The 13391-nt window shown below is 58.5% G+C and carries 11 protein-coding genes, 1 tRNA gene and 2 pseudogenes; 9 read left to right on the plus strand and 5 right to left on the minus strand.

Annotation, left to right across the window (positions count from 1 at the left end; all coding sequences use genetic code 11):
- Positions 1 to 49: 49 nt before the first annotated feature.
- From rpsA to aroA, 4 genes and pseudogenes are all read right to left on the minus strand, one after another.
- The gene (rpsA, locus tag ACZ1GU_RS07205; protein WP_472647360.1) at positions 50 to 1759 is read right to left on the minus strand and encodes a 30S ribosomal protein S1; all 1710 of its coding nucleotides are present in this window, start codon (positions 1757 to 1759) and stop codon (positions 50 to 52) included.
- A gap of 210 nt (positions 1760 to 1969) precedes the next feature.
- Positions 1970 to 2590 carry a (d)CMP kinase gene (locus tag ACZ1GU_RS07210; RefSeq protein WP_472647361.1) on the minus strand — a complete coding sequence of 207 codons (621 nt, stop codon included), beginning with the start codon at positions 2588 to 2590 and terminating at the stop codon, positions 1970 to 1972.
- Complete coding sequence (locus ACZ1GU_RS07215; RefSeq protein ID WP_472647362.1) at positions 2587 to 2847, minus strand: CBU_0592 family membrane protein; 261 nt, start codon at positions 2845 to 2847, stop codon at positions 2587 to 2589. Before ACZ1GU_RS07215 ends, ACZ1GU_RS07210 begins: the two co-directional genes overlap by 4 nt.
- Positions 2844 to 4161, minus strand: a pseudogene (gene aroA / locus ACZ1GU_RS07220) (3-phosphoshikimate 1-carboxyvinyltransferase). The gene ACZ1GU_RS07215 and the pseudogene aroA overlap by 4 nt, the downstream one beginning before the upstream one ends.
- Before the next feature lie 147 nt (positions 4162 to 4308).
- Here aroA and ACZ1GU_RS07225 point away from each other — a divergent pair.
- The 9 genes and pseudogenes from ACZ1GU_RS07225 to ACZ1GU_RS07265 all read left to right on the plus strand — a co-directional run bounded on the left by ACZ1GU_RS07225 (position 4309) and on the right by ACZ1GU_RS07265 (position 12486).
- Positions 4309 to 4656 (plus strand): TIGR02300 family protein, encoded by a 348-nt coding sequence (locus ACZ1GU_RS07225; protein ID WP_472647363.1) that lies wholly within the window; start codon positions 4309 to 4311, stop codon positions 4654 to 4656.
- A gap of 99 nt (positions 4657 to 4755) precedes the next feature.
- A tRNA-Ala gene (locus tag ACZ1GU_RS07230) sits at positions 4756 to 4831 on the plus strand.
- 204 nt (positions 4832 to 5035) lie between these two features.
- The gene (ffh, locus tag ACZ1GU_RS07235; RefSeq protein ID WP_472647364.1) at positions 5036 to 6508 is read left to right on the plus strand and encodes a signal recognition particle protein; all 1473 of its coding nucleotides are present in this window, start codon (positions 5036 to 5038) and stop codon (positions 6506 to 6508) included.
- A 33-nt stretch (positions 6509 to 6541) separates the two neighbouring features.
- The gene (gene rpsP / locus ACZ1GU_RS07240) at positions 6542 to 7105 is read left to right on the plus strand and encodes a 30S ribosomal protein S16 (RefSeq protein ID WP_472647365.1); all 564 of its coding nucleotides are present in this window, start codon (positions 6542 to 6544) and stop codon (positions 7103 to 7105) included.
- A gap of 8 nt (positions 7106 to 7113) precedes the next feature.
- Positions 7114 to 7632 carry a ribosome maturation factor RimM gene (rimM, locus tag ACZ1GU_RS07245; protein ID WP_472647366.1) on the plus strand — a complete coding sequence of 173 codons (519 nt, stop codon included), beginning with the start codon at positions 7114 to 7116 and terminating at the stop codon, positions 7630 to 7632.
- Positions 7633 to 7636: 4 nt separating this feature from the next.
- A complete protein-coding gene (locus ACZ1GU_RS07250) occupies positions 7637 to 8590 on the plus strand; it encodes a carbon-nitrogen hydrolase family protein (protein ID WP_472647367.1) in 954 nt (317 codons plus the stop codon).
- 340 nt (positions 8591 to 8930) lie between these two features.
- Positions 8931 to 9673 (plus strand): annotated as a pseudogene (gene trmD, locus ACZ1GU_RS07255) (tRNA (guanosine(37)-N1)-methyltransferase TrmD).
- On the plus strand, positions 9670 to 10038 hold the full coding sequence (gene rplS, locus ACZ1GU_RS07260) for a 50S ribosomal protein L19 (RefSeq protein ID WP_472647368.1): 369 nt from the start codon (positions 9670 to 9672) through the stop codon (positions 10036 to 10038). The pseudogene trmD and the gene rplS overlap by 4 nt, the downstream one beginning before the upstream one ends.
- A 129-nt stretch (positions 10039 to 10167) precedes the next feature.
- A complete protein-coding gene (locus ACZ1GU_RS07265; protein ID WP_472647369.1) occupies positions 10168 to 12486 on the plus strand; it encodes a S9 family peptidase in 2319 nt (772 codons plus the stop codon).
- Here ACZ1GU_RS07265 and ACZ1GU_RS07270 read toward each other — a convergent pair.
- Positions 12446 to 13366: an alpha/beta fold hydrolase gene (locus ACZ1GU_RS07270; RefSeq protein WP_472647370.1), complete on the minus strand. Its 921-nt coding sequence runs from the start codon at positions 13364 to 13366 to the stop codon at positions 12446 to 12448. The genes ACZ1GU_RS07265 and ACZ1GU_RS07270 overlap by 41 nt on opposite strands.
- Between the last annotated feature and the right edge of the window lie 25 nt (positions 13367 to 13391).

Raw genomic sequence — 13391 nt, forward strand, 5'->3', positions numbered from 1 at the left:
ACGGTTAGGCCGAAAGGCTTGGATCGGATGATCCAAGCCCCGAACAAAATCAGTCGTCGCCCTTCTTGAGCGCTTCGCCGAGAATGTCGCCGAGCGATGCGCCGCTGTCGGATGAACCGAACTGCGCCACAGCCTCTTTTTCTTCGGCGATCTGACGCGCCTTGATCGAGAAGTTTGGCTTCTTCGAACGATCGAAACCGGTGACCATCGCGTCAACCTTGCTGCCGGTCTGGAAGCGGTCTGGACGCTGCTCGTCGCGGTCGCGGTCGAGATCCGAGCGCTTGATGAAGCCGGTTGCGCCGTCTTCGCCAACTTGCACTTCGAGGCCGCCATCGCGGACTTCGAGGACGGTGACAGTGACGGTCTGACCCTTGCGCAGATTGTCGGCACCAGCGGCGCCTTCTGCGGTCGGTGCGCCCTTTTCGAGCTGCTTCATGCCAAGGCTAATGCGTTCTTTCTCAACGTCGACGTCGAGAACGATCGCCTTGACTTGCTCACCCTTGCGGTGGAGCGCCAATGCGTCTTCGCCTGAAATGCCCCATGCGATATCCGACATGTGGACCATGCCATCGACATCGCCATCGAGACCGATGAACAGGCCGAATTCGGTAGCGTTCTTGACTTCGCCCTCGACTTCGGTGCCCACTGGGTGCTTCTCGGCGAACTCGTCCCAAGGATTGCCCTGAGCCTGCTTGAGGCCGAGCGAAATGCGACGCTTTTCACTGTCGACTTCGAGCACGATTACATCAACTTCCTGAGAAGTGCTGACGATCTTGCCAGGGTGAACGTTCTTCTTGGTCCAACTCATTTCAGAGACGTGGACGAGGCCTTCGATGCCGGCTTCCAGCTCAACAAATGCACCATACTCGGTGATGTTGGTGACGGCGCCCTGCAGCTTCGCACCAACTGGATACTTGGCTGCGACGCCATCCCATGGATCGCTCTCGAGCTGCTTCATGCCAAGGCTGATGCGCTGCGTTTCCGAGTTGATGCGTACGATCTGCACCGTGACGGTCTGACCGATCTCGATGATCTCGCTCGGGTGGTTAACCCGCTTGTAGCTCATGTCGGTGACGTGCAGCAGGCCGTCAATACCGCCGAGGTCTACAAACGCACCATAATCGGTGATGTTCTTGACCACACCGTCGATGACCTGACCTTCTGCCAAATCGCTGATGAGTTCGCTGCGTTGTTCGGCACGGGTCTCTTCAAGGACAGCGCGGCGCGAAACGACGATGTTGCCACGGCGGCGATCCATCTTGAGGATTTGAAATGGCTGCGGCACTTCCATGAGTGGAGTGACGTCGCGCACTGGGCGAATATCGACTTGGCTGCCAGGAAGGAAGGCGACGGCGCCGTCGAGGTCGACGGTAAAGCCACCTTTGACGCGGTCGAAGATGCGGCCTTCGACGCGCTTGCCTTCGCCAAACTCGTTCTCGAGCTTGTCCCAAGCAGCTTCGCGGCGTGCGCGGTCGCGGCTGAGCATCGCTTCGCCGTCTGCGTTTTCGACGCGGTCGACATAAACTTCGACTTCGCTGCCGACTTCGAGACCGTGGTCGTCTTCGTTGCGTGAAAATTCTTTGAGGTTGACGCGGCCTTCGGATTTGAGGCCTACGTCGATCACAGCCATGCCGGCTTCGATCGCGGTCACAGTGCCTTTGACAACGCGGCCTTCAAAGCCTTCGTCGCCTGCACCGCCGAGTTGTTCGTTAAGAAGCGCTTCGAAATCGTCGCGCGTTGGGTTGGCAGAAGTTGCCATAGGTTGGGGTTTCCCGTTTACTGTTTGCTACCGGCCACCGGTTGTCCGGGGTCTTAAACTGCCTCCCACGCACCATTGCGGGGGCTAGCAGGGCAAGAGGCCGACATCTGCGCGGGGCCGAATGCCATCGCGCAGGTCCTTTCCATCCAGCGATTTCAAGAACGGCGCGCGCCTAGGCCAGACGCGGGGGAAATGCAAGGAAAATGAGGCCTAGCGCATAGCGTCGGAGACTGCATCTATCACAGCGGCAATGGCTGCGTCTTTCTCAAGCGCGCTGGTGTCAATGACCATGGCATCTTTTGCAGCCCGTAGCGGAGCGTCTTTCCGGCCAATGTCGCGGTTGTCCCGCGCAATGATGTCATGCTCGATTTCGGTAAGCGGGATTTCGATTTCGCGACCTGTCATTTCCAGCCAACGGCGGCGTGCGCGTTCTTCCGCACTGGCGGTAATGTAGAGCTTCACATCGGCATCAGGGGCGATGACTGTACCTATGTCGCGTCCGTCAAGTACGGCTCCGCCTTCTTGCTCAGCAAATGCGCGCTGACGCTTAAACAGAGCTTCGCGGACTGCGGGATGAACCGACACGCGGCTTGCCAGTCCACCCGTTTCTTCGCTGCGGAGCGTTTCGTTGTCGAGAAGACTGTCGGGGAAGTCGCAGGCGGCGAGGGCATCTGCCGGATCATCGGGATTGCCACCATTGAGAGCCACTTGGCGACCGACCGCGCGGTAGAGCAGCCCGGTATCGAGATGTGGCAAACCAAAATGCGCGGCGAGCGCTTTGGCGATCGTGCCTTTGCCTGAGGCGGTGGGTCCATCGACAGCGATGATCATGCGGCTTTGCCTCGCATTTTGAGTGCTTTCAGTATGCCAAAGATGGCGATTGCGGCCCAGAAACCTTCCAGCTCGAGGCTCGGCCAATTGGTGTGCACGAGGAGCGATACCGTCAGCAGCGCGGCTCCGGTCAGGTTTGTGCCGTGCAGAATGAATGGGTTGGGTTTGTCGACATATGTCAAATAGGCATAAGCTCCGATTATGCAGGCCGTGCCGACAAAGCCGATAAGCGAATATATGTCGAGCGGGGTGGTCATTGTGCTGCCTTGCCAAGCAATTCCATAAAGTTGGGGAAGCTCGTCTGGATTGGTGAGGTGTCGTCCACCTGCACCCCGCCGCGGCTTGCGAGGCCTGCGATTGCCATGCCCATGGCGATACGGTGGTCAAGATGCGTCGCGACTGGCTCGGTCGTGGTGCCACGGAGAGGTGCTCCGCCGGTTCCTTCGATAATAAGGCCATCGGCTGTCTCTGCGACGCTGGCGCCAGCGGCAGAAAGCGCTTTTGCCATCGCCGAGAGCCGGTCGCTTTCCTTCACCCGCAATTCTTCAAGGCCGCTTGTTCGGGTTGTGCCTTCCGCAAGCGCGAGTCGCGACAAAGAGGACGGGAAACTCATCTATCATGGCGGGCGCCACGGCAGGATCGACATCAATGCCGGTCAGCGTCGAATGGCGGACGCGCAAATCGGCCACGGGCTCGCCGCCGACTTCGCGCGGATTCAATTCGTGGATAGAGCCGCCCATGTCGCGCAAGACCTGCATCAGACCGGCGCGAGTTGGATTCAGGCCGACATTCTCGATCACCAGATCGCTTCCCTCTATCAGTAATGCAGCCACGATGAAGAAAGCGGCTGAAGACGGGTCGCCAGGCACATCCACGTGCTGGGGCTGCAAATCCGCTTCACCGTGGATGCGGATCACGCGCTCGCCGTCTTCCTCTTCGACTTCCAAACTGGCTCCAAAGCCGCGCAGCATACGTTCGGTATGATCGCGGGTGGGCATTGGTTCGATCACGGTTGTGATGCCGGGCGTGTTGAGGCCTGCTAGCAGCACAGCGCTTTTGACTTGGGCAGACGCCACCGGCAGACGATATTCGATCGGAACAGCGGGCAGGGCACCACGCATCATCAGCGGCAAGGTTCCGCTCGAGGACGCCTCAAAGCTCGCACCCATGAGGCTTAGCGGATCAATTACGCGGCCCATGGGGCGGCCAGACAGGCTCGCATCGCCCGTGAAGGTCGCTGAAATGCCGTGGCTAGCGATAATTCCCATGAGCAGACGGGTCGATGTGCCCGAATTGCCCATAACGAGCGCTCGTCTCGGTTCTAGCAATCCGCCCACGCCGACACCGGAAATACGCCAGCTGCCGCTTTCATCGCGCTCAATATGTGCGCCCATCGCTCGCATGGCTGCGGCGGTGGCCATCACGTCTTCGCCTTCCAGCAGTCCAGTGGCGGTGCTTTCGCCAACGGCCAGCGCGGAAAACATCAGCGCGCGGTGGCTGATCGACTTATCGCCGGGGACGCGTATGGTGCCCGTCAGCGGGCCTTGCGATGTGAAAGTATGGCTGCTCATTGCGCCGGGGTCTTTGACAGTGACCTCGCGTTCTGGCAAGGCGCGCCGCGATCAATTTTGGCGCTCTTGATTCCTGCCATAACCGGTCTCAATTAAGCAGCGCAGACATATGCTTGGGCAGATCCAAGCAAACTCAAGGATTTTACCATGGCGAAGCCTGAATGGGGCACCAAGCGTTCTTGCCCCAAATGTGGAGAACGCTTTTACGATCTCGGCAATGATGATCCAGTGACATGCATCGAATGCGGTGAGGAATGGAGCCCTGAGCCTGTGCTCAAGACCAAGCAGCCGATCCCGTTCGATGCGGATGACAAGAAAAAGAGTGACGGCGAGGCCGATAGCGATCTGTCGGGCGACGACACCGATGATGAACTGAAAGACATCGAAAACATCGATGACGAGGAAGACTCGCCCGATAACGATGTCGACCTTGGCGGCGACGATGACCTTGGCGTATCCAAGGGCAAGGGCGACGACGAGGACGACGATAATTGATTTAGGTCTTGCCAAGGCGGGGACGCACTCGTAATGGCCTGCGTCCTTGCCGAAAAGCAGGATTTGCGAGTATAATTGCTCGCGTACATTGACTGGTTCGGGGCCTTAGCTCAGCTGGGAGAGCGCAACACTGGCAGTGTTGAGGTCAGCGGTTCGATCCCGCTAGGCTCCACCAGTCAAAACAAAACAAGTCGGACTTTCATCGAGAAATTCCGCACGCTGGCCGACGAGGTTTCGTCCGCCGGCGTTTTTCGCGTTTATTTCAGGCCCAGGTCTGAATAGGGAGTTTCTCAGAAAAAGTGGATGCCACTTTTTCGGTTCGAGAAGCGACCAAACAAGTTGAGCGAAGGCGAGAGCCTGAGCGAGGAGTTTGAAGACGATGTTTGACAATTTGTCTGACCGCTTGGGCGGCGTCTTTGATCGCCTCAAAGGGCGGGGCGCCCTGAAAGAGCAGGACGTGCGTGACGCGATGCGCGAAGTGCGCGTGGCTCTGCTCGAAGCCGACGTAGCGCTGCCGGTTGCCCGCCGCTTTATCGATGCTGTCACCGAAAAGGCCGTTGGGCAGGACGTGCTCAAATCGGTCACGCCAGGACAGCAGGTCGTCAAGATCGTTCATGACGAGCTGGTCGAAATGCTCGGCGGTCCGGACAGCGAAGGGCTGACGCTCGAAGCCAAGCCGCCTGTCGTGATTATGATGGTCGGTCTGCAAGGCTCGGGTAAAACCACGACCACGGCCAAGCTCGGTAAGCTGATCCGTGAAAAGCACGGCAAAAAGGCGATGATGGCTTCGCTCGACGTCAACCGGTCGGCGGCGCAAGAGCAGCTTCAGGTGCTCGGTGAGCAGGTCGAGGTTGCGACCCTCCCTATCGTCGAAGGCCAACAGCCGGTCGATATCGCGCGGCGTGCGATGGAATCGGCGCGCTTGCAGAATTTCGACGTGTTGCTGCTCGATACCGCGGGCCGGTTGCACGTCGATGAAGCACTCATGGCCGAGATGAAGGCAGTTGCCGGCGTTTCCGCGCCGACTGAGGTGTTGCTCGTGGTCGACAGCCTGACCGGTCAGGACGCGGTCAATGTCGCGCAGAGCTTTAGCGGTGAAGTGCCGCTCACCGGTGTTGTTCTCACCCGCATGGACGGCGATGCACGCGGCGGTGCGGCGCTTTCGATGCGCGCTGTCACGGGCAAGCCGATCAAGTTCGCTGGTACGGGTGAAAAGCTCGATGCGATTGAGCCATTCCGCGCGGGCAGCGTAGCAGACCGCATTCTCGGCATGGGCGATGTCGTTAGCCTGGTCGAAAAGGCCGCGGCGACGATCAAGGAAGAAGATGCCGAAGCGCTCGCCAAGCGCATGGCGAAAGGTCAGTTCGACCTCAACGACTTGCGCACTCAACTTCAGCAAATGCAGAATATGGGCGGCATGGGCGTGCTTGCTGGCATGATGCCCGGTATGAAAAAGGCGAAAGCGGCGATGGCTGCAGCCGATATGGACGACAAGGTTCTCGTCCATATGGATGCCATCATCGGCTCAATGACCCCGAAGGAGCGCGCCAATCCAGCGCTGCTCAATGCCAAGCGCAAGCGGCGCGTGGCTGCAGGCAGCGGCACCGAGGTGCAGCAGGTCAACAAGGTGCTCAAAATGCACCAGGAAATGAGCCGCGCGATGAAACAGATCAAGAAGATGGGCGGTCTGAAAGGCCTTGCATCCATGTTTGGCGGCGGGGGTCTTCCCGGCATGGTCGGAGGCGGCCCTGGCGGTCTTCCAGGACTTGGCGGACCAGGCGGAAGCAAAGCGCCGGGTGTCGATATGGATACCCTTCCGCCGGATCTCAAAAATTTACTCGATAAGAAATAAATTCATACAGTTACATTCGAAAGGTAGAATATCATGGCAATTGCATTGAGGCTCTCGCGCGGTGGCGCAAAAAAGCGTCCTTATTATCGCATCGTTGCGGCAGACAGCCGTAAGCCGCGTGATGGTCGTTATCTTGAGCAAATCGGTACCTATAACCCGCTGCTCGCAAAGGATGATGAAAAGCGCGTCCAGCTGAACGAAGACCGCGCGCGTTACTGGCTTGGCGTTGGCGCCCAGCCATCAGACCGCGTGCTGCGTTTCCTCGACGCCGCTGGCATTATGGAGCGTCCTGCTCGCAACAACCCGAACAAAGCGAAGCCGGGCGAGAAAGCGACCGAGCGCGCTGAAGAGAAGGCGGAGAAGGCCGCAGCAGCCAAGGAAGCTGAAGAAGAAGCCAAGAACGCCGCTGCTGAAGCTCCGGCAGAAGAAGCTGCGGTAGATGAGACTCCAGCCGATGAAGCAGCTCCCGCAGAAGAAGCCACTGCTGAGGAAGCTCCGGCAGAGGAAACGCCAGCGGAAGAAGCTGCTGCTGAAGAAGCTCCTGCCGAGGAAGCCCCAGCTCAAGAAGCTGCCGAAGAAGAGAAGTCGGAAGACTAATCTTTCAGATGGCGGATCAGCCCGTTACGCCAAAGCTCGTTGAGCTTGCCGCCATCACCGGCGCGCATGGCGTGGCGGGCGAGGTTCGCTTGAAACTGTTCGGGGAGGGCGTGAAAGCGCTCTCCCAGCACAAAAGTTTCAACCAAGGCGCGTTGAAACTCACCAAAATCCGTTCTGATAACAAGGGCGGCGCGGTTGCGCGCTTTGCGGGCATTTCGAACCGCAATCAGGCCGAAAAATTGCGCGGCACGGTGCTAACCGTCGCCCGCGAAGGCCTCCCTACGCTGGAGGATGATGAATACTATCACGCTGACTTGCTAGGCCTTGCAGCGGTAACGGACGCTGGCGAGACTGTCGGCACGGTCATCGCGGTCGAGAATTTCGGCGCAAGCGACATCGTCGAAATCCGCCGCGAACCGGCGCCCGCCAAAGGCATGAAGACTTTCATGGTCCCGATGAGCAAGCAGGCGGTAATAGAGTGGGACACGGAAAAGCTTGTGATCGCAGCTGATTTCGCAGACGACTGATCGCATGACCAAACTCAACGTCGCTATTTGCCAAGCCGCCCCGATCCCGCTTGATTTCAACGGGGGGATCGAAAAGGCGGTCCGTCTTGCGCGAGAGGCTATTGATGCTGGTGCGCAGTTTGTGGCGTTCGGCGAGACATTTCTCGGCGGCTATCCGCTGTGGCTGGATGAGGCACCCGGCGCGGCTTTGTGGGACCATCCGGGGACCAAAGCCTGCCACCAGATCATGCTCGATAATGCGATTGTGGCGGGTGACGAGCGACTGCTGCCGTTCCAAGAGCTGTGCGATGAGAGCGGGGCGTGCATCTCGCTGGGTGCGCATGAGCGGGTGCGCCAGAGCCTTTACAACAACCAGTTGCTGTTCCGCCCGGGTGAAGCGCCGCTCGACCACCGCAAACTGGTGCCAACCCATGGCGAGCGCCTGATCTGGATGCGCGGCGATGGCTCGACCATCGGCGTGCATCAGGCCGAATGGGGTCGCGCTGGCAATCTCATATGCTGGGAGCATTGGATGCCGCTTGCGCGTGCGGCGATGCACAATCTGGGTGAAAGCGTGCATGTCGCCGCATGGCCGACCGTGCGTGAGGAGTATGCGATTGCCTCAAGGCACTACGCGATGGAGGGACGCTGCTTCGTCCTCGCCGCAGGCTTGGTTCAGCACCGCGATGATCTGTTTGACGGGATAGAGCGTGTGGGTGGCGATCCGCACGCGAAGGCTCTATTCGAGGCGATTGAGGGTGATCAACTCAACCGGGGCGGCTCCATGATCATCGCCCCCGACGCGCGCGTGCTGGCACAAGCTGGTGAGGGTGAGGAAATCCTCCACGCCGAGCTGGACCTGAGCGAGATCGGGCAGGGTCTGGCGAGTCTCGACACCGATGGGCATTACTCACGACCGGATGTGTTCGAGCTCAATGTCGACACGCGAGCGAAGGATGGGGTGAATTGGAACTCGTAGTCGTCTTAGTATGTTTTGCTTCTCTGTCGTTAACGATCAATCTGATCTCGCGGCGTTTCGTCCCGTTAATAGACCGAGGCCTTTATTGGTCGATAAACTTGTCCCTCGTGCCTTTTTTCTCAACGGCTTGTGGTGCGTGGCGGCTATTGATTCCAAATACGGTCGGCTCAGAATGCCCGGAGCCCAGTGGTGAGAGTTTCGCATTCGATTGTGGAATGATTGATGACAGGCTTGGAGCGTTCTTCGGAGCGTACACCCTGATCCTTATTGTGCCACTCGCATTTGTTGTAGTGGCAATTCCGATCACTTTCATCATGGAACGGTGGAGCGGATTTCACAAATGACCTTCGCTGCCACCATTCTCACGCTCTATCCGGAGATGTTCCCCGGACCGCTCGGCACTTCGCTTGCGGGCAAGGCGCTGGAGCGCGGGGACTGGTCACTCGACAACGTGCAAATTCGCGACTTTGCGCTCGATAAGCACAAGAATGTCGATGACACGCCTGCCGGTGGTGGGGCCGGGATGGTGCTGAAGTGCGACGTGATGGCGGCAGCGCTCGACAGTGTGCCGCAGGGCCGCCCGGTGCTTGCCATGACCCCGCGTGGGCGTCCCATCACTCAGGCGCGCATCCGCGAGCTCGCAGAGGGCCCCGGCGTAACCCTGATCTGCGAGTACGGTTCGAAGGGTTCGACGAGCGGCTGTTTGAGGCTCGCCCCGAGATCGAACAGGTTAGCCTCGCCGACATCGTCCTCTCCGGCGGAGAAATGGCCGCGCTCACCATACTTGATGCTTGCATTCGGCTGCTTCCCGGAGTAATGGGCGCGCCCAACAGCGGAACCGAGGAAAGCTTCGAAGATGGCCTCCTTGAATATCCGCACTACACCCGACCTCAAGAATGGGAAGGGCGCACGATCCCTGAAGTGCTGCGATCGGGGGATCATGCGAAGATCGCTGCTTGGCGAAAGTCAAAAAGCGAAGACATAACTCGGTTACGCAGGCCGGATCTATGGGAACGCTATTCTGGCGCTCCGGTCCAGTCTGCCTCTGGCGCGCGGCAAAAAGATGAAGGAACGGACCAGTGAACCTGATCCAGCAAATCGAAGCCGAAGAAATCGGCAAAGTAACCAAAGAGATTCCTGAGTTTCAGGCTGGCGACACTGTGCGCGTCGGCGTGAAAGTCACCGAGGGTAACCGTGAGCGTATTCAGAACTTTGAAGGTGTGTGTATCGCCCGTTCAAATCGCGGCATGGGCAGCAACTTCACCGTTCGCAAAATGAGCTTTGGCGAAGGTGTTGAGCGTGTATTTCCGCTCTACGCTCCAATCGTTGACAGCATTACCGTGGTTCGCCGCGGTGTCGTGCGTCGCGCTAAGCTTTACTATCTGCGTGGCCGCACCGGTAAGCGTGCGCGGATCGCGGAACGTCGGGATAACGCTCCAAAGGCGTAAGTCTCACGCTAGACGAATTTGCAGAGGGGCGTTCCTTAACGGAGCGCCCTTTTTCGTTGGGGCTTGCCATTGCAAGCGGGCATTGCGAGGAAGGCGGCAATCCAGTTTACCAATGGGGCTGTCCTTGAAATGCGCTTATCGATCCTTGCCGTTGCCGCCGCACTTATCTCCGTTCCAGCGCTTGCGGATGATCACGCTGTGAGCGATGCGCCTGATTTGACGTTCGAGCGCGTTTTCGCCTCGCCTTCGCTTGATGGTCCGACGCCGCGGCAGGCCAAGCTATCGCCTGATGGCCGCTATCTCACCTTGCTGCGCAACCGCGAGGATGAGCGTGAACGCTACGATCTGTGGGGCTATGACCGTGAGAGCGGCGAATGGACGATGCTGGTCGACAGCGAGAAGCTCGGCTCGGGCCGAGAATTGTCCGAAGATGAAAAAATGCAGCGCGAGCGCGCACGGGTCGGCAATTTGCGCGGGATCATTTCCTATCAATGGACCAGCGACGGGTCTGGCATGCTCGTACCGCTAGACGGAGATCTCTACCTCGCAAAGCTCGATGGTTCGATCACGCGCCTAACCGATACCGAGGAAAGCGAACTCAACCCAAAGCTGTCCAGTAAGGGTGGCTACGTATCGTTCGTGCGCGACCGGCAGTTGTGGGTCGGTGGGATTGGTGGGGACGCCGCACCAATCACTCCCAAAGAAGGCGATACGATACGCTGGGGCGAAGCGGAGTTTGTGGCTCAGGAAGAGATGAGCCGGCTAGATGGCTATTGGTGGTCAGCCGATGATACCCGCATCGCTGTGCAGCGCACCGATGAAGCGCGCGTCGGCATCGTTACCCGCGCGGCGATTGGGGCTACGGGCACGCGTGTGTTCGATCAGCGGTATCCGGTGGCGGGTTCGGACAATGCCGTGGTCGAGCTCTTTGTGATGGACCCTGATGGCGGTAACCAGGTGAAGGTTGACCTGACCAGCAATCAGTCGCCCGATTATTACAACGCCGATGATCCGACTGACTTTTATCTCGTGCGGGTTGATTGGGGGAAGGACGGGTCACTTTACGTCCAGCGCCAGAACCGCGAACAGACCGTTCTTGATGTGCTCAAGGTCGACCCGTCTACGGGGGCAAGCGAGGTCTTATTCACTGAAAAGGCAGCCCGCAAGGACTATTGGATCAACCTCTCCGATAATTATCGCTTCCTCAAAGACGGGAGCCTGCTGTGGTGGTCCGAGAGGGATGGGTATGGCCATTTTTACCGCATTCAAGGACTTAATGAGGCCGAAGTTTTGCTCGAAGATGAAGGTGGAGGAATTGTTTCGCTTTACGAAAGTCTGACTTTCATTCGATTGACCAGCGGGAGCTCGCCGACAACCCAACTTGTCGGAGTCGATGAAGCAGCCGGCGTCTTCTATTTCCAAGGCACCAAAGACGTCCTCACGCAGCAGATTTACCGCGCCAACCTCGACGGCAACGGCGAACCTATCCTACTGACCGATCCAGAATTCACACACAGCGCGGTTATGGACAAGGATGGCAAGACGCTGCTGATCAACCGTTCCAACACCAACCAACCGCCGCAATCGGTTTTGGCCAATTCAGATGGTGAAGTTCTGGCCGCGATTGAGGGGAATCTGGTGGAGGGCGATCACCCCTACGCGCCATTCCTCGCGGGTCATGTTACGCCGGAATATGGCACAGTGAAAGCCGAAGACGGCACCGATCTGCACTACATGATGCTGAAACCGGAAATGGAGCCGGGCAAGAAATATCCCGTGTTCTATTATCACTATTCCGGGCCGGGCCCGCAGATCGTTGATAAAGGCTGGGGCGGGGCGCTGGTTCAGGCGATCGTGGACAAGGGCTACATCTATTTCGCGCTCGACAATCGCGGCACCGCCAATCGCGGAGTGGCGTTTGAGCAACCCCTCTACCGCGCGATGGGCGGCGTAGAGGTCGACGATCAACGCGAGGGCGCGAAATATCTCAAGACGCTCGATTTCGTCGATCCAGGCAAGATTGCGCTCTATGGTTGGTCTTATGGCGGTTATATGACGCTAAAGCAGATGCAGGCCGATCCTGGGCTGTTCGCCGCTGGTATCTCCGGTGCTCCTGTCACCAAGTGGGAACTCTACGACACCCACTACACCGAGCGCTACATGGGTGACCCGCGCAAAGTGCCTGAGGCATATGAAAAAGCGAGCGCGATCCCTGACGCGATCAAGATCAGCGATCCCCTGCTGCTCATCCATGGAATGGCTGACGACAATGTCGTGTTTGAAAATTCATCGGAATTGATCAGCGTTCTTCAAGAGAACAATGTGCCGTTCGAAATGATGCTCTATCCCGGCTACACCCACCGCGTCGCAGGCGAAAACATCAGCCCGCATTTGTGGAACACGATTTTTACCTTCCTCGAACGGAACGGCGTGACCCCGCCGGAATAGGGGAGCGCCACTGCGCGAGCCATTCGAGCGCGGTCTCAGCGACTTCATCTGGCGCTTCGACCTGGGGGTAGTGCCCCATTGTCGGGAGCAAATGCGCATTTGCGCGCGGGACCACCTCGCGCCATTTTTCATAGGCATGCTGGCCGGATACCGGATCTTTTGCCCCGTTGATCAAGCCGATCTTGGTTTCGGCGCCGACGAGCGCAGCCTCCCAGCGATCCTTATGTTCAACCCGGTCCGCAATGTAATGCAGCAATTTGTGCGTAAGGCGGTTGCCGCCTTTGCGCGCAATGAAGTCCCAGAACTCGTCAAGCTCTTGCTCGCTCGGTTTGGTATCAGGTCCAAAGACCTGGCTGAAGCTCGCGCTAAAGCGCTTGCGGTTCATCAGCAGCCCGACCAGGAAGCCCAGCGGCGACACACCGATCTTTTGCATCAGCACCGGGCGATGCTGATCAGGAAAGATTCCGCCATTAAGGAACACCATCGCGCCGAGGCCGTCCGCGCCCGAAGCTTCTTGCTGCCGCGCGAGCAATTCCTGCCCGACGGATACACCGTAATCATGGACCAATGCGTCATATTCCGTGATCCCGAGGTGAGTGAGCAACGCCTCTTGCAAATCGGTCTGGCGGTGGATCGAATAACCTGAGCTTGGTTTGTCCGACAGACCAAAGCCGAGCATGTCACACGCGATCAAGTTGTGCCGCGCTCCAAGCTGATCCCACACCTGCGCCCAATCCCACGAACAGGTCGGAAACCCATGCACCAATAACAGCGGGCGCGCATCAGCCACCGCCGCATTGGAGCGCCAATAGGCAATCTGGTGCCCCTGAAACTCGAAATAGCTCGCTTTCGACCGCCATTCCGCAATATCGCGCTGCATACGTTTCCCCCTAAAGAAAAGCTTG

The sequence above is a fragment of the Erythrobacter sp. HA7-11 genome (assembly GCF_055693605.1).